Origin of the sequence: Microbacterium sp. LWO13-1.2 (assembly GCF_038397725.1) — a bacterium.
Lineage (GTDB): Bacteria > Actinomycetota > Actinomycetes > Actinomycetales > Microbacteriaceae > Microbacterium.
Genome location: NZ_CP151634.1, coordinates 57080 through 72902, shown reverse-complemented (window position 1 = coordinate 72902; position 15823 = coordinate 57080). Strand labels below are relative to the sequence as shown.

The following is a 15823-nucleotide window of genomic DNA, read 5'->3' as shown; positions in this document are numbered from 1 at the left end:
GTGGAGTTCGATGAAGGTCATCTCCTACAACCTCCGCAAGCATCGGGCCGCGAGCGAGCTCGTCGCGCTCGAAGAGGCGCACGCCCCCGACATCCTGTGTCTGCAGGAGTGCGATGTGCAGGATCTGCCCGAGAGCGTCGGCGATCTCGTGATGGCGCAGGCCACGCAGGACAACCGGCTGGGACTCGCCGTCTACTACCGGGCGAACACCTTTCAGGTGCAGGAGATCCGCACGATCGGCCTGAAGAAGTCGCTGCACGACATGCTGCTGAAGCCCGCGCACGAGAGAGTGCTCGGTGTGCGCCTGCACGACATCGACAACGGGCGTGACATCATCGTCGCCTCGTTCCACGCGGCGCCGCTGACGGCGTTGAACAGGCTGCGTCGTCACCAGATCCGTGCTGCACTCACCGAGCTGGCCACCCTCGGCGAGGGGTTGCCTGTGCTGATGGTCGGCGACTACAACTACCCCGTGTTCAAGGAGAACCTCAGCCAGACCGTGCGCGACCACGGGTACACGTTGAGCCTCAGCGACGACCACACGTACACCCGCTACCGCGTCTTCCGCGGGCACTACGACTTCGCCACCTCCGTCGGCTTCGACATCGAGCGCATCACCACGCTGCCGCAGGCATCGAGTGATCACCGGCCGATCCTGGTGACAGCGCAGCCGCACTGACCTCAGGCAGCGCTCGTCTGGTCTGCTTTGGGCTGAGCTGAGCTGAGCTGGGCTGGTCGCGGGAGGGGGCGCACATTGTCGCGTCCGTCGCACTGCGGGGCACTCTTCGACACCTGCTCCACGAGGATGTGACCCCGTTCGTCCCCCCGTGGAGTGGTGCCACTGGCAGGGGACGAAGATGGTCGTCTGGAGCGCCGAGACCCGACCATCTGCGTCCCCTGCCCAGGAAGAGGGGACGAAGATTGTCGCATGAGGCTGCGGGATGCGACCAGGTGCGTCCCCTGCCCCTGGGGCCCCTGCGCCTGGCCTGCATCTTTGTGTTGCGCGACGATAGTCACGGCGACAGCCACCAACGGCGCCCCGAGAAGTGGGCGCCCATGAAGCCAAGCGCGCGCGGCCTGGTCATTTGGGAGCGCCATCCCATCCGCGACGGAGGAGCGCCTTGCGCACGATCGAGATCCCCGTCGGACGAGAGCCTCGGATATGGGTCGACGTCAAGCGCACCACCTCCCAACCCGCTTCGGCGTAGGCCTGGTACTTCTCGATATCGCGATTCCATTGCGCTCGGGAAGTGCGGTGGTGGTCGCCCTCGATCTCGACGATCAATCGAGATTCTCGATAAACGACCTCGGAGATGCCGAGCAGGCGGCCATTCGAGCTGCGAATCTCGACATCGAGCTCCGGTTCCGGTAGCCCGCCCGTTGCGGCATCGAGCCGGTATTCGGTCTCCAGCGGCGACGAGCTCCCGACTCGCACCTTCTCTATTGCCGCGCGCAGACGACCGGTTCCTGGTGGACGGGGACCAGCATCGGCGGCGGCGTGCAGTTGCGTCAGCGTGGCGAGAGCAAGCTCGGGATGCTGACGACCGAAGTCATCGCGCGGGATTCGCGCCATCGCATCGCCAAGGGTGACGAGTTCGCGCACGGACAGTTCGGTGCAGAGCATCGCCCACGTCGAAGCTGGACTAGCCACGCGCAGTCCCTCGTGAGTGCGTACCGAAACCAGATGCTCGGCGATCCTTCGCCCTCGGATACCGCGGGCGCGCGGCGCTCGGCCAGGGGAGACCACTCCGACCTCGAGGTCGCCCGGGTGGTCGATCGCAGCGCCATGAAGCACGGCCGCTGTGCGGCCGCAGAAGAAGCTGCCCGCCGGCATGACTTCGGCGTAGGCATGTGCGTCACGCAGGACTCGCGCCCGCTGCTGCCGGTCGATCGACAGCGGTCCGTACTCTGCGTCGTCGCCCTCGCCCGATTCGTTGTCGACGCAGCGGCGCACGCCGTAGAACGGCGAGGCGAGGTCCTTCGCGCGCAGTCGTCGCCTGGTGATCCCCTGTTCGACTGCACGCGCGGCCGAGAACTGGCGGCCGAGGTCATCGGGGAGCGGGCAGGGTGGGTGCGGCACTCCTCCACTCTCTTCGATGGATGCGCAGCATCCGCTGCCGGTATCCACGACCTGTGGAGACTCGCTCGAAGTTCTCAGTGGTGCAGGAACCGTCGTGCGCGGCTCCTGTCGTCGTCTCCAACCTGTCGCAGCCGCACGAGGGGACGCACATTGTCGCGTCCGGGCGTCGGAGGCGACAAACTGCGCCCCCTGCCCAGGACGAGGGGACGCAGTTTGCCGCAACAGATGCCCTGAGGCGGCCATCTGTGACCCCTGCTGAGGGAGGTGGGGGGTGAGGGAGGAAGGGGAAGGGGGGAAGGGGAGGGTGAGTGAGGCTGACTTCAGGCAGCGCTCGTGCGGAACGCCGTGCGGTGCGCTGCCGGGCTCACGCCGAGCCGTTTGCGAAAATGCAGGCGCAGCGACACGGCGCTGCCGAAGCCGGCCAGCTCGGCGACGCGGTCGACGGAATCGACGCCGCCTTCGAGCAGGGTCCGCGCGCATTCGATGCGCTGGTCCAGCAGCCACTGCTGAGGGCTCGTGGCGGTGCGATCCCGGAATCGTCGGGTGAAGGAGCGGCGCGACAGGTGCACGGATGCCGCCCAGCTGTCGACGTCGATCGTGGTGGCGAGCCGCTCGCGGGCCCAGAGCATGGCCCGCCCGATCGGATCGTCGGCGGTCGCGGCGACGACGGGCGCGGGGATGTACTGGGCCTGCGACCCCGTGCGGTGCGGAGCGAGCACCAGACTCCGGGCGAGAGCCGCAGCTGCGAGGCTGCCGTGGTCGGAGCGGACGATGTGCAGGCAGCAGTCCAGGGCGGCTGCGGCGCCGGCCGAAGTGATGACGTCGCCGAGATCGCTCCACAGCACGTCCTCCCGCACACGGACGTTCGCCTCGCGTGCGGCCAGACGACGCGCCGCAGCCCAATGAGTCGACACTTCGCGGCCGTCGGCGACTCCGGATGCCGCCACGACGAACGTGCCCAGACACAGGCCGACGATCCGTGCGCCGCGCGCATGCGCCGCACGGACGGCGTCGAGCAGCTCTTCGCTCGGATCCGTGTCGGACCGCCAGCTCGGGATGACGACGAGATCAGCATCCGTCATCGCGTCGAGCCCGGTGTCGACCGTGATGCTGTACCCGGCGCCGGTGGGGAGTGATCCCGGAGTCTCCGCACACACGACGACGTCGTACAGCCCGTCCACGCTGTCGAGTCCGGCGCCGCCGAACACCAATGTCGGCACCGAGAGGTGGAACGGACTGATGTGCGCGAAGGCGAGGACGGCGACGCGCAAGCGTGGGCGGGAATCAGGCATGGCCTGATCTTATCGAACAATGGCATTCAGGCCACTGGATTACCGAGACCGGATGCCGAAGACTCGACTCATGACAAAGATCAACGCTCTCCTCGTCGGTGGTCCGACCCTTCACTTCACCTACGGCGGACTCGGATTCCTCACCGACCCGACCTTCGACGAGCCCGGTTCCTACCCCGGCGGCATCACGCTGCACAAGCTCACCGGGCCGGCCGTTCCGGCATCCGCCCTCGGTGCGATCGATGTCGTCCTGCTGTCGCACGATGAGCACGCCGACAACCTCGACGACGCGGGGCGAGCACTGCTCCCGGAGGTTCCGCTCGTTCTCGGCACCGAGGGTTCCGCGACCCGCATCCCGCACGTCACCGGTCTCGCCCCGTGGCAGGAGCATCGTGTCGGCGATGTCACGGTGACGGCGGTTCCGGCGCTGCACGGTCCGGAGGGTGCGGAGGCGCTGAGCGGCCCCGTCATCGGCTTCATCCTGCAGAGCGACGGAGAGCCGACCGTCTACGTCTCCGGTGACAACGCTTCGGTCGATGTCGTCCGCGAGATCGCTGAGCGATTCCCGCGTATCGACGTCGCCGTCCTGTTCGCGGGAGCGGCGAACGTCGGTCGCTTCGGCGATTCCGACCTGACCCTGAACGCCCGCACTGCGCTGGAGGCTGCCGAGGTGCTGGCGGATGCGGTGATCGTGCCCATCCACGCCGAAGGCTGGTTCCACTTCTCGGAGACGCGTGACCGTCTGCGGCTGATGTTCGAGTTCGCCGACCGTGGCGATCGGCTGCGCCTGCTCCCGCCGGGGGGGCGCGTCACGATCGGCTGAGCCGCGCACAGTTTGAGAGTGGGGCACCGGATGGCGTATGCTGACTCTTTGGTGCCCTTCTCGGTGCGCTCTTCGGAGCAATCGGATCGGGACATCATCCGAACGTGAGCCCTCCACTGGCGTGTTCCTCCCTCTCGGGAAGAACCACCCCGGAGTGGGATTCACGAACTCCTCCGTTCGAACAAGAAAGCAGCACTATCGTGACGCGCACTTACACCCCGAAGGCCGGCGAGGTCCAGCGTGACTGGGTCGTCATCGACGCCACTGACGTCGTTCTCGGCCGTCTCGCCTCGCACGCCGCAACGCTCCTGCGTGGCAAGCACAAGCCCACCTTCGCCAACCACATCGACTCGGGTGACTTCGTCATCATCGTGAACGCAGAGAAGGTCGCGCTCACCGGTCAGAAGCTCCAGAAGAAGCTGGCCTACCGCCACTCCGGTTACCCGGGCGGCCTGAAGTCGGTCACCTACGCCGAGCTCCTCGAGAAGAACCCGGTTCGCGCTGTGGAGAAGGCCATCCGTGGCATGCTCCCGAAGAACAGCCTGGGCCGTCAGCAGCTGACGAAGCTCAAGGTGTACGTCGGTGCCGAGCACCCGCACTCCGCGCAGCAGCCCCAGCCGTACACCCTCGACCAGGTCGCCCAGTAAGCGCCGTAAAGACTTAAGGACATACTCGTGGCTGACATTCAGGACACCAACGAAACCCCCCAGAACTTCTCGACGTCGACTCCCGAGACCGAAGCAGTCGAGGCGGCTCCCCGCCCCGTGCTGAGCGTTCCGGGTGCCGCTGTCGGCCGTCGCAAGCAGGCCATCGCCCGCGTGCGCATCGTTCCCGGCTCGGGCACGATCACGGTCAACGGCCGCACGATCGAGGACTACTTCCCGAACAAGCTGCACCAGCAGCTGATCAACGACCCGTTCACGGTGCTGAACCTCACCGGTGCGTACGACGTGATCGCCCGCATCTCCGGTGGTGGCCCCTCGGGTCAGGCCGGCGCGCTGCGTCTCGGCATCGCTCGTTCGCTGAACGGCGTCGACGAGGAGAACAACCGTCCGACCCTGAAGAAGGCCGGCTTCCTGTCGCGCGATGCTCGCGTCAAGGAGCGCAAGAAGGCTGGACTCAAGAAGGCCCGCAAGGCGCCTCAGTACTCGAAGCGTTAAGGTCCACTGCTCCGATGCCGATCTTTGGCACGGACGGTGTGCGAGGGCTTGCCAATGGCATCCTCACCGCCGACCTCGCGCTCACCCTGGCCCAGGCGACTGCTGTCGTCCTGGGCCAGGGCCGTACTGCCGAGGCGCGCAAGGCCGAGGGCAAGCGGCTCACCGCCGTCATCGCCCGAGACCCGCGTGTCTCCGGGCATTTCATCTCGGCCGCCGTGGCCGCGGGACTCGCATCCTCGGGCGTTGACGTCCTCGACGCGGGAGTGATCCCCACCCCGGCGCTCGCGTTCCTGGTCGCTGACCGGGATGCCGACTTCGGTGTCATGGTGTCCGCCTCGCACAACCCGGCTCCCGACAACGGCATCAAGATCTTCGCGCGCGGCGGAGTGAAGCTCCCCGACATCGTCGAGGCGCGCATCGAAGACGCGATGACCGGTGAGAAGCTTCAGCCCACGGGTGCCGGTGTCGGTCGCATCAGCCGTTTCTCGGATGCTGAGGACCGCTACGTCGTGCACCTGCTCGGCTCGCTGCCGAACCAGCTCGACGGCATCCACGTTCTCCTCGACTGCGCGCACGGCGCGGCCGCAGGCGTCTCCCCGGAGACGTTCCGGGATGCAGGCGCCGAAGTCACCGTCATCGGCGCCGATCCTGATGGTCTGAACATCAACGACGGCGTGGGATCCACTCACTTGGACAAGCTCGCTGAGGCCGTCGTTCGTCTCGGAGCCGACATCGGCATCGCGCACGACGGCGACGCCGACCGCTGCCTCGCGGTCGACGCCGAAGGCAACGTCATCGACGGCGACCAGATCATGGCGATCCTCGCGGTTTCGATGAAGGAACGCGGCCACCTCGTCGACGACACGCTCGTCGCGACGGTCATGAGCAACCTGGGCTTGCACGTCGCGATGCGCGAGCACGGCATCACGGTCCGTCAGACCGCTGTCGGCGACCGCTACGTCCTCGAGGACATGAACGCCGGTGGATACGCGCTCGGCGGCGAACAGTCCGGCCACGTCATCATGAGCGAGTACGCCACGACGGGTGACGGACTGCTGACCGGTCTGCACCTCGTCGCGGAGATGGCCAGGAAGAAGAAGTCGGCCGCAGAACTCGCCTCGGTGATGAAGGTGTACCCGCAGGTGCTCATCAACGTGCGCGGCGTCGACCGCTCGCGCGTGAACGACGATGAAGGCGTGCTCGCCGCGGTCCGCGAGGTCGAAGCCGAGCTGGGCGAGACCGGACGCGTGCTGCTGCGCGCCTCCGGCACCGAGCCGCTCGTGCGCGTGATGGTCGAGGCAGCAGATGCCGAGTCCGTTCAGCGGCACGCAGAGCGCCTCGCAGACGTCGTTCGTGAGCGCCTCGCGCTCTGACAGACGTACAGAACAACGAACCGGCCGGATGCTGAGATCTCAGCATCCGGCCGGTTCGCTGTCGGTCGGAATGTCGGCGGGGAATCACGATTGTCTGTCCAGAACGGCCGATTCCGCCGACAGACCGTGTTCTGAGCCGACAAAGTGCACGCCGGAACGCGGCTGCGGGCGAGGTGACGGGGACGGCGCTCCGCTCGGGCTCAGCGCTCGGCGACGCCGCCCCAGGTCAGCTGCTCGATGTAACGCAGCAGCACGCCCTCGCGCAGGGCCCAGGGCGAGACTTCGAGTTCGTCGAGATCGAGCGCGCGCATCGTCGTGTGCAGCGAGACGGCCGCGGCGACGATCTGGAAGGTGCGGTCGGGGGTGATGCCCGGAAGCTCCTGACGGGCGGATGCGGGGAGCCGGGCCAGCCGCGGGATCCACGATCCGAGCGCGGTGCGCGGAAGCAGCATCCGATCGCTTCCCGACCATCCGGGCGCGGGGTAGCCGACGAGCCGCGCGAGCGAGCGGATCGCTTTGGAAGAGCCGACCACGTGGTCGGGCTTCGGCAGGGCGGCGAACCGGGGGAGGATCGGCGCCAGCGTCGCGGCGGCGTGTTCGCGGAGCCGTTCGACGTCGTCTTCGCCCGGCGGATCGTTGGGCAGGAACTCCACCGTCATGCGCCCCGCGCCGAGCGGAACGGATGCGGCGGCGGCCGGCACCTCTTCTGCGCCGGCGGCGATCTCCAGCGATCCGCCGCCGATGTCGAGAAGCAGCAGCTGACCGGCCGACCACCCGAACCATCGCCGCACGGCGAGGAAGGTGAGCTCGGCTTCGGTCTCGCCGTCGAGCACCTGGAGAGGCTGCCCGAGAGCCGCTTCGATGCGCGCGATGACGTCTTCGCCGTTGCGGGCTTCACGCACGGCACTGGTGGCGGTGGCGAGCAGCGCATCGACCCGCTCGGCCTCGGCGACAGCGCGCGCCTGTGTGACGGCAGCGATCAGCGCCAGGACCCCTTCCTCGGTGATCGCGCCATCGGGCGTGAGATAGCGCATCAGCCGCAGGACCGTACGGTCGCTCGTCTTCGCCAACGGCCGACCTCCTGGGCGGACGTCGGCAGCCAGCAGATGGACGGTGTTCGACCCGATGTCGAGAACTCCTAAGCGCACTGTATGAGACTATTCGTTGGGGGATCCACCCGGGGAACGAAGGAGCGCGATATGGAGATACCGCCGCGTCCCGACCTTCCAGGAGCCCGTCGAGCGCAGCGCCTGGCCGCGCAGACTCCGGTGCATACGAACCCGCACGCCGCACGACGGCGGGGCTGGATCTGGGCGGTCGCGATCGTCTACCTCGTGATCCTCGTGTACATCGTCTTCTGGCCGGAGCCATCGGACTTCGGGATCTCGCCCTGGCTGCGGCGGATCCGCGAGATCGTCCCGGCGCTCACGTCGACGCGGGTCGAATTCGTGGCGAACGTGCTGCTGTTCGTTCCCCTCGGTGCCGGTCTTGCGATGATGCTCCATCGGCATCGCTACCTCGTGGTTCCGCTCGGATTCCTCGCCACGCTGACCATCGAAGGCGTCCAGGCGCTGCTGCTCGTTGGTCGGAGCCCGACCGTCATCGACCTGATCGCGAACTTCGCGGGAGCCTGCGTCGGCCTCGTCGTCGTCGCCGCCTTCGAAGGTCTTCTCCGGCACCGAGGGCCGAGCTACTCCGGGGCGGCGCAGACCCGATAGATCGGTCCGTCGACGAGGACGTCGGTGGTGCAGGCTTCGACCGTGAGGCGCGGCGTCTCGGCCATGGCCGGTGCATCGAACAGGCCGAGATGAGTCCCCGACAGCACCACTGCCGAGGTCGGGCCTCCCCAGGGCTGGGCGGCGAGCCAGGAGATGTCGTTCTCTTCGGCCCAGGCGCGGATCGGTGCGACGGAGGCGCGCTGGCTCTCGAGCGTCTCCCATCCGGGGGTGAAGGTCGATGACGCGTGCAGCGCACCGCCGGCGCCGAGTCCGAGCACGAGGAGCGCCGAACCGGCGACCGCCGCGATGCGGGCGGGGCGAATGCGCGTCTGCCACAGCATCCGCATTCCCCAGACGGCGACGGCCGCAAGGATCGGCAGGAACGCGTACACACCCGGCGAGGGGTGGCGAACCCAGAGCGGGAGGTGGGATGCGGTGGCCCACCATCCGACATAGGCGGCGAGACCCACGATGGCCGCGAGCACGGAGTACTGGATGACCGGAGGGATGGCGGTGTCGGAGTCTGCTTCGCGGCGGCGCGCGATCATGAACCCGCCGACGATGAGGGCGGATGCCGTGAGCGCGACGAGCAGCGTGAGCCACCCCGGCAGGAACCAGGCATCGAGCAGCGTGCCGATCTTCTGCGTGATCGTGGTCGGTTCGTAGTTCTGACCGCCGCTGCGGAGGAACCCGGCGAGGGCCCGGAGGTGGTCGACGTACCCGCTCGCGCCCAGGGAGACGAAGGCGGCGACTTCGACGAGGAAGGTGGGGAGGGCGACCAGCGACAGAGGCAGCCAGGAACGCGTGAGGGTCGCACGGAGGCGGTCCACGCCACGGCCGGGCGAGAGGATCCAGAGCGCCACGGCAAAAGCGGGCAGCACGAGCAGCGCGATGAGCTTGGCCTGCACCGCGAGGCCGATGAGGAGGCCCGCCAGCCAGGCGCGCCGGGGCAGCACGACCAGGGCCCACACGATGAGCGCGGCGGCGGGAATCTCGCCGAGCAGATCGGCCGGACCCTGGATCGGGGAGATCGTCAGCGCCGAGTTGAACGCCAGCGGCACGGCCACGGCGACGAGTGCCGCCCAGCGTCCGCCGATGCGCCGGCCGAGCACGGCCAGGCCGGCGAGGAGCAGAACCCAGTATGCGAGAGGGATGAGCCGGGCGCCGATGACCGGGTCGATGCCGGTCGCGAGGACGGTTGCGACCGGAAGCAGCACCGAGACGCCGGTGGAGATCCGCGGGTCGAAGGGAGTCAACGTCGACCCGGAGAGAGCGCCGTCACTCGTGTAACCGAGCCCGGCGAGCAGGTTCAGCGGCACCGTGAGATTGAACGCTTCGTCCTCCCACAGGCGCATGGTCACGAGGCTGTGCCAGCCGACGATGACGTGCGCCGCGATGAGGGATGCCGCGAGCAGCCAGAAGATCGCAGTGCGCAGGTTCTTCATGGGCTGTCCTTCGGGCATTCGCGGGGCTCGTCGGTGCGGGCTATCGCTGGGCGGGAGCCGTCGGGATGCTGCGCAGGGGAGCGCCCGGCTTGAGGGACCACGACCAGACCTCGCCGAGAGCGGCGCGTGCGAAGCGGCGCAGTCGCTGCGGCGGGAGGCTCGGCCGGGGCGTGCCGCCCCACATCGTGCCCGTCTCGGATTCGCCGCGCCGGGGGATGCTCAGCACGCGGAGGTAGCGGACGGTCAGGCCGAGACGCGCCTCCGCCAGTGAGAAGTGCACGTGCGGAACGAGAGCGTCAGCCGGCACCGCATCGAGAAGGCGGTTGATCGCCTGCGGCCGGTAGGCGCGCAGAGGAGTGTTGACGTCGGGGATGCGGCGGCCCGCGGCGACAGCGATGAGCGTGCCGACCGATGCAGTGAGGGCTTTGCGGAACCAAGGGTCGGTGCGGCCGTCGCGAACACCGTGCACGACATCGGCGTTCTCTCGCACGAGCGCCGAGACGAGCCGGGGGAAGTCTGGGCCGATGAACTGTCCGTCACCGTCGACGTGCACGAGCACGTCGGGATCGAGCGTCATGCCGGCGCGGTACGCGGCGAGGGCGGTGGGGCCGTGGCCGCGGTTGGCCGGCTGACGCTCGACGTGCACGTCATCGATGCCGTCGAGTGCTGCGGGCGTACCGTCGGTGGACTGGTCGTCGGCGACGACGAAACTGATCCGTTCCGCGACGGGCGCGAGGTGCTCGCGGATCTCGTCGATGAAGCCGCCGATGCCCTCTGCCTCGTTGTAGGCGGGCATGACGACGACGAGATGGGCTACTGGCACTGGCGGACCTCACTGCGATGCGTCGAGAGCGGACGATCGCACTCCCTTCTAGACTAATGGAGACATGGAAATTCGCTCACGCCTGCGCCGACTCGCCTCCGTCGGTGGCCGCTTCCTCATCGTCGGCGGGGTGAGCACCCTGATCGAGGTGGGTGTGTTCAACCTGCTCGTCTACGTCTGGGGCGTCGACCTCGTCTGGGCGAAGGTGATCGCGTCCCTGGTGGCACTCGTGAACGCCTACATCGGAAACCGCGAGTGGACGTTCCGTCACCGTGACCGGCGCGGCCGCGTCAACGAGCTGGTGCTGTTCGTGCTGGTGAACGCCGCATGCACCGCGCTGGGCGCAGCGCTGGTGTGGTTGGGCGTGCAGATGCTCACGGGCATTCTGGATCGGACGCCGGGGCCGCTGGGCGTCAACGTCGTCAACCTCGTCAGCATCGTGATCGTGGTACTCCTGCGGTTCGTGCTGTACCACAAGATCGTTTTCCGGACGGCTCCTGCCCCCGCGGTCGCTGCGGACTGAGGCCTGGCCGGCGCCTCCGGTCGCACTTCGTGCGGGTGCCGGGTCGCGCGGGCGACGTCAACTGCGACCGGAACGCCGCAAGGGCGACCTGGAACTCCGAGCGTGCGTCAGACGCCGGCCTTGGCCTTCGCCCGGCGTTTCGGCTTCGCCTGGGCCGTGCTCAATTCGGTCGGAGCCTGCTCGAGGGTATGCGTCGACCCGTAGGTGTACGCGCCGTAGGCGTAGCTGTCGGGGCCCTTCGTCGGCAGCATGGTGACGACGACACCGAGCATCGAGACTCCGGCGGTGTCGAGCGTGCGGATCGCGCCGGTGAGCTCCTGCTTCTTCGTCTTGCCGGATGCGGCGGCCAGGATGACGCCACGGGCCTTCTTGCCGATCACCGCGGCATCCGTCACCAGGAGCAGCGGCGGCGCATCGATGAGCACGTAGTCGAAGTACTCGCCCAGAGGCTTGAGGACCTGGTCCATTGCGGCAGAGCCGAGCAGCTCCGAAGGGTTCGGGGGAATGCGACCGCTGGGCAGCACGTACAGGTCGTTCGCGCCCCACTTCTGCAACGCATCGGGCACGTCGATCCGCCCGATGAGCACGTCGGTGAGGCCGACGCCGCCCTCGATGCCGAGGTACTCGGCCACGCGAGGCAGGCGGAGGTCGCCGTCGATCAGGGCGACGCGCGCCCCGGTCTCGGCGAGGGCGATCGCAAGGTTCGCGGTCGTCGTCGACTTGCCCTCACCGGGGCCGGAGCTGGAGACGACGAAGATGCGGGGGCCGGATTCGACGTTGAGGAACTGCAGGTTCGTGCGCAGCGTGCGGAAGGACTCCGCGCGCGGGCTGCGAGGATCGGCGTGCACGATGAGCGGACGCTTCGTCGCATCCGGGTCGTACGCGATGCCGCCGAGCATCGGCTTGTCGGTGATGTTCTCGATGTCGTGGAGCGTGTGGATGCGGGTGTCGAGGACGGTGCGCAGCATGGCGAGGCCGATACCGGCAGCGAGGCCGAGGATCCCGCCGAGCAGAATCAGCATGCGCACGTTCGGGCTGGTCGGCGCCGTCGGCGGCACCGACGGCTCGGTGATCGTGATCTGCACAGGGCTTGTCGTGCCTTCGGCGGCGGGCTGCTCGAGGGTGCCCTGCACTGCTGCCGAGAAGCTCTTCGCGACCTCGTTGGCGATATCGGCCGCGGTGTCGGCGTCGCCGTCGGTCACAGCGATGTCGATGAGCACCGTGTTCAGCGGAGTGCTCGCGGAGATGCGTGAGCTGAGTGCTGCGACGGACGTGTCGAGGTTCAGTTCTTCGATGACCGGCTCGAGCACGAGCGCGGTGCCGACGACGTCGACGTAGCTCGTCACCATCTGCCGCGCGAACGTGGTTCCCTGCACCAGATCACCGGTCGCGGCACCTTCGGTGCGCACCGAGACGTACAGCTGCGTGGATGCGACGTACTTCGGCTGCTGCAGCAGCGCGTAAGCGGTGCCGCCACCGAGCCCGAGCAGCAGAAGCACCAGGATGAGGATCCAGTTCTTATGCAGGATGCGCACGTAGTCGCGAAGTTCCACGAGGAATTCTCCTGAGTTCTTTCGTTCAGTTCATCGTTGGGAGCGCGGTCCGGAATGAATCCGGAACCTTCCCCGTGCGCTCATGCATTGCTGTGGTGCGCCCCATACGCGTACGTGCCGTATGCCGTCTTGTCTGCCCCGCTGGTGGGGAGCATGGTTACAACAGTACCCAGCACCCGCGAATCCGCCGCCTCGATGCGCTGCGCGGCTTCTGCGAGTCGAGGCTTCGTCGTGGAACCCGCGGCGGCGACCAGGATGGCGCCGGTGGCGAATCGCGATACCACCGCGGCATCCGTCACCAACAGCACCGGGGGCGTGTCGATGATGACGACGTCGAATGCGGTGGTGAGCGTGGCGATCAGGCTCTCCATCGCCGGCGACCCGAGAAGTTCGGCGGGGTTGGGCGGGATGGTTCCCGACGGAAGGAGGAACAGCGCACCGCGCCCCCAGCGTTGAATGACGTCGTTCACCGCGACGCGGCCGACGAGCACGTCGCTCAGGCCGACGCCGCCCTCGATGCCGAAGCGCTCGGCGACGCGAGGCAGGCGCATGTCGCCGTCGACGAGGGCTACCCGCATCCCCGATTCGGCGAATGCGATGGCCAGGTTCGCGGCCGTGGTGGTCTTGCCCTCGCCGGGGCCGGAGCTCGTGATCACGAACACGCCCGGCTCGCCGGACGGGAAGACGAAGCGCACGTTGGTGCGCAGGCTGCGGAAGGCTTCGGCGAGCGGATCTTGCGGGGCGGATGCGACGATGAGCGGCCGCGAAGCGGCGTCCGGATCGTGCGCGATGCCGCCGAGCACCGGTGCCTTGACGGTCGACTCCAAGTCGGCCAGGGTACGGATGCGTGTGTCGAGCACCGTCCGGAGCATGCCGATTCCGATGCCGGCGCCGAGGCCGATGACCGCGCCGATGATCAGCGACATGCGCATGTTGGGAGCGACGGGTTCGAGGGGCACCTGAGCCGCCTGCAGCGGGATGATGCGGATGCGGAAGGCGGTGTCTTCCGCGCGCTTCTCGAGTTGTTCAGACACGAGGGTCGCGAAGCTGTCGCCGATCGCGTTGGCGATGCGAGCAGCCTGTCCGGGATTCGTGTGAGTCACGGAGATGGAGATGATCGTGCTGCGGATGCCGACGGAGGCACGCACGCGCTCGGCGAGTTCCGGGGCTGTCGTCGGCAGGCCGAGATCGTCGATCACCGGGTCGAGCACCAGAGAGCTGGTGATGATGGAGCGATAGGTCTCGACGACCTGCTGCGCGTAGCTCGTGCCCTGGGTGAGCTCGACGGCGGTCGCACCGTCGCGGTCGTTGACCGAGATCATGAGCTCGGTGGATGCCTCGAACCGCTGCGGCGTGAACATGGCGATCAGTGCCCCGCTGGAGACCCCGATCAACAGGCACGCGACGATCAGCACCAGCTGGCGTCGCAGAATCCGCACGAAATCGGGAAGATCCATGGGCGCTCCTGGTGGCGGGGAAGGGCGAGGAACAGACCGCGCGGGTATGTTCGTCTGAGGACAACTATAGGTACGCTCACGACACAGCCGAAAAGACATCACGGAAAAGCCGCATGACCACACTCGCACAGCTCTTCCCGCAGGGCCCTCGCATCGAAGAGGCGTCGACGACGTTCGACGATCACCACACCGTGCGACGGCTCACGGAGATGTTCGGTGATCCGAGCGACGACTTCGACATGACAAGGCCGCGCGCCAGTGTGCAGCGTTTGTCGCAGCTCGTCGAGGAGGCGGTGGCGGATGCCGCGCCGGCGACCATTCCCGCACCGCCGGCGTCGGCCAAGCGGCGTCGGCGTCGCCGGTTCGACGGACTGGCCGTGGCTGCGGCCTCGCTTGCGATCGTCGGCGTCGCCACAGCGGGGATCGTCGGGGGAGTGCAGATGGCGAACGCGAGCCCTGCCGACGGGGTCATGCAGTCTCTGCGCGCCGACGAGGCGATGATCCAGAACGCCGAGCAGGCGTTCATGTCTGCGCATGACCGGCTGTCCGCGAAAGCGGTGGCGAGCGAGGCGAATGCGGCGGCGCTGCGCACAGCGGTCGACGGAGCACGTACGGCTCCCGATCCGCGGTCGACAGATGGTGCCGCGACGATCGCGATCCTCGATGCGGTGCTGGCCGACGGGATCATCGCAGAGATCGACAGGCACGCGGCGGCGGTGCAGGCGGTCGTGCTTCCGGAACCAGTCGACCCATACGTCCGCGATGACATCGACGAGGACTCGTTGTCAGAGGTCGGCGTGGCGATCGACGACGCGCAGGCCCAGCTCGCCGAGCTCGACGCGGCGACAGCTGAATTGCGTGAGGGGCGGACGAAAGTCGAAGACCTCGATGCTCAGCACGCGACGACTCTCGAAGGCCTTGCGGCATCGTTCACTGCTCTCGGCATCGAGGCGATCGAAGAGAACCCAGACGCTGAGGCGCCTCTGCGCGACGCGGTGACGGCTGCTGCCGCACACGTCGTGAGCTCGAAGCTCGGCGGTGCCGAGGGAGCAGCGGCGGTCACCGCTTACCGCGATGCAGTGGTCGCGCTCGTCACGGATCAGGCGATCACGGAGGAGGAGCGCGCCGAGGCCGCACGCCGGGAGCGGCAGAACCGGCAGCAGAATCAGGAGCCCGACCCGACCCCGACCGAAGAGCCGGTCGTGCCCAATCCGGAACCGACCGCTCCGCCGGTGGAGGAGCCGCCCGTCGGCGACGGTCTCCTCTGACCCTGCCTGGTCGAGCGAGCGAAGCGCCGCTTCCCGGTCGTTGAGCGAGCCCAGCATCTCTCCCGGTCGTTGAGCGAGCCCAGCATCTCTCCCGGTCGTTGAGCGAGCGCAGCGAGACGAAACGCGCCCAAATCCCGCGCACGATTCCCCCGCCCATCGCCCGCGAAACCCACAAAGATCCCGCAGTCTTCCGCCGACATCGTGCACGAATTCTTCGACTGGGTGTGGAATCATAGGTTTCAGTGCTGGGGGGAGCGCAGAGAAAGTTGATCCGTGTGGACCCGACGCTGGATGAGCCATTGATGACC

15 protein-coding genes are annotated in these 15823 nt (G+C 67.8%); 8 read left to right on the top strand and 7 right to left on the bottom strand.

Annotated elements, in window-relative coordinates; translation table 11 throughout:
- Positions 1–10 precede the first annotated feature (10 nt).
- Positions 11–679, top strand: coding sequence for an endonuclease/exonuclease/phosphatase family protein (locus MRBLWO13_RS00325; RefSeq protein WP_341975762.1), 669 nt, complete (start codon positions 11–13; stop codon positions 677–679).
- Positions 680–1081: 402 nt separating this feature from the next.
- On the opposite strand, the gene MRBLWO13_RS00320 is transcribed toward MRBLWO13_RS00325, so the two are convergent.
- Entirely contained in the window at positions 1082–2080 is a 999-nt protein-coding gene (locus MRBLWO13_RS00320) for a hypothetical protein (RefSeq protein WP_341975761.1), read from the bottom strand.
- 320 nt (positions 2081–2400) lie between these two features.
- Entirely contained in the window at positions 2401–3372 is a 972-nt protein-coding gene (locus MRBLWO13_RS00315) for a helix-turn-helix domain-containing protein (protein ID WP_341975760.1), read from the bottom strand.
- Positions 3373–3442: 70 nt separating this feature from the next.
- Between MRBLWO13_RS00315 and MRBLWO13_RS00310 the strand changes: the two genes are divergently transcribed.
- From MRBLWO13_RS00310 to glmM, 4 genes are all read left to right on the top strand, one after another.
- Entirely contained in the window at positions 3443–4195 is a 753-nt protein-coding gene (locus MRBLWO13_RS00310; RefSeq protein ID WP_341975759.1) for an MBL fold metallo-hydrolase, read from the top strand.
- A gap of 200 nt (positions 4196–4395) precedes the next feature.
- A complete protein-coding gene (rplM, locus tag MRBLWO13_RS00305) occupies positions 4396–4842 on the top strand; it encodes a 50S ribosomal protein L13 (protein ID WP_341975758.1) in 447 nt (148 codons plus the stop codon).
- A gap of 27 nt (positions 4843–4869) precedes the next feature.
- Complete coding sequence (gene rpsI, locus MRBLWO13_RS00300; RefSeq protein ID WP_341975757.1) at positions 4870–5355, top strand: 30S ribosomal protein S9; 486 nt, start codon at positions 4870–4872, stop codon at positions 5353–5355.
- Positions 5356–5369: 14 nt separating this feature from the next.
- Positions 5370–6728 carry a phosphoglucosamine mutase gene (gene glmM / locus MRBLWO13_RS00295; RefSeq protein ID WP_341975756.1) on the top strand — a complete coding sequence of 453 codons (1359 nt, stop codon included), beginning with the start codon at positions 5370–5372 and terminating at the stop codon, positions 6726–6728.
- A 200-nt stretch (positions 6729–6928) separates the two neighbouring features.
- Here glmM and MRBLWO13_RS00290 read toward each other — a convergent pair whose 3' ends face one another.
- On the bottom strand, positions 6929–7876 hold the full coding sequence (locus tag MRBLWO13_RS00290; protein WP_341975755.1) for a Ppx/GppA family phosphatase: 948 nt from the start codon (positions 7874–7876) through the stop codon (positions 6929–6931).
- A 51-nt stretch (positions 7877–7927) separates the two neighbouring features.
- On the opposite strand from MRBLWO13_RS00290, the gene MRBLWO13_RS00285 reads away from it, so the two are divergent.
- Positions 7928–8446, top strand: a complete 519-nt coding sequence (locus MRBLWO13_RS00285) for a VanZ family protein (protein ID WP_341975754.1) — start codon at positions 7928–7930, stop codon at positions 8444–8446.
- Here MRBLWO13_RS00285 and MRBLWO13_RS00280 read toward each other — a convergent pair.
- Positions 8419–9891 carry a hypothetical protein gene (locus MRBLWO13_RS00280; RefSeq protein ID WP_341975753.1) on the bottom strand — a complete coding sequence of 491 codons (1473 nt, stop codon included), beginning with the start codon at positions 9889–9891 and terminating at the stop codon, positions 8419–8421. The two genes, MRBLWO13_RS00285 and MRBLWO13_RS00280, sit on opposite strands and share 28 nt — an antisense overlap.
- Before the next feature lie 40 nt (positions 9892–9931).
- The gene (locus MRBLWO13_RS00275) at positions 9932–10714 is read right to left on the bottom strand and encodes a glycosyltransferase family 2 protein (RefSeq protein ID WP_341975752.1); all 783 of its coding nucleotides are present in this window, start codon (positions 10712–10714) and stop codon (positions 9932–9934) included.
- Between the two features lie 64 nt (positions 10715–10778).
- Between MRBLWO13_RS00275 and MRBLWO13_RS00270 the strand changes: the two genes are divergently transcribed.
- Positions 10779–11237, top strand: coding sequence for a GtrA family protein (locus MRBLWO13_RS00270; RefSeq protein WP_341975751.1), 459 nt, complete (start codon positions 10779–10781; stop codon positions 11235–11237).
- A 107-nt stretch (positions 11238–11344) separates the two neighbouring features.
- Here MRBLWO13_RS00270 and MRBLWO13_RS00265 read toward each other — a convergent pair whose 3' ends face one another.
- Together MRBLWO13_RS00265 and MRBLWO13_RS00260 are read right to left on the bottom strand one after the other, a co-directional pair.
- Complete coding sequence (locus MRBLWO13_RS00265) at positions 11345–12790, bottom strand: polysaccharide biosynthesis tyrosine autokinase (protein WP_341975750.1); 1446 nt, start codon at positions 12788–12790, stop codon at positions 11345–11347.
- A gap of 80 nt (positions 12791–12870) precedes the next feature.
- Positions 12871–14247, bottom strand: a complete 1377-nt coding sequence (locus tag MRBLWO13_RS00260) for a polysaccharide biosynthesis tyrosine autokinase (RefSeq protein WP_341975749.1) — start codon at positions 14245–14247, stop codon at positions 12871–12873.
- Positions 14248–14360: 113 nt separating this feature from the next.
- Here MRBLWO13_RS00260 and MRBLWO13_RS00255 point away from each other — a divergent pair, with 113 nt between their 5' ends.
- The gene (locus MRBLWO13_RS00255) at positions 14361–15515 is read left to right on the top strand and encodes a hypothetical protein (RefSeq protein ID WP_341975748.1); all 1155 of its coding nucleotides are present in this window, start codon (positions 14361–14363) and stop codon (positions 15513–15515) included.
- The last annotated feature ends 308 nt before the right edge of the window (positions 15516–15823 follow it).

Coding starts and splice junctions, on each gene's coding strand:
- MRBLWO13_RS00325 (WP_341975762.1), top strand. CDS start 11: ATGAAGGTCATCTCCTACAACCTCCGCAAGCATCGGGCCGCGAGCGAG.
- MRBLWO13_RS00315 (WP_341975760.1), bottom strand. CDS start 3,372: ATGCCTGATTCCCGCCCACGCTTGCGCGTCGCCGTCCTCGCCTTCGCG.
- MRBLWO13_RS00310 (WP_341975759.1), top strand. CDS start 3,443: ATGACAAAGATCAACGCTCTCCTCGTCGGTGGTCCGACCCTTCACTTC.
- glmM (WP_341975756.1), top strand. CDS start 5,370: ATGCCGATCTTTGGCACGGACGGTGTGCGAGGGCTTGCCAATGGCATC.
- MRBLWO13_RS00285 (WP_341975754.1), top strand. CDS start 7,928: ATGGAGATACCGCCGCGTCCCGACCTTCCAGGAGCCCGTCGAGCGCAG.
- MRBLWO13_RS00280 (WP_341975753.1), bottom strand. CDS start 9,891: ATGAAGAACCTGCGCACTGCGATCTTCTGGCTGCTCGCGGCATCCCTC.
- MRBLWO13_RS00270 (WP_341975751.1), top strand. CDS start 10,779: ATGGAAATTCGCTCACGCCTGCGCCGACTCGCCTCCGTCGGTGGCCGC.
- MRBLWO13_RS00260 (WP_341975749.1), bottom strand. CDS start 14,247: ATGGATCTTCCCGATTTCGTGCGGATTCTGCGACGCCAGCTGGTGCTG.
- MRBLWO13_RS00255 (WP_341975748.1), top strand. CDS start 14,361: ATGACCACACTCGCACAGCTCTTCCCGCAGGGCCCTCGCATCGAAGAG.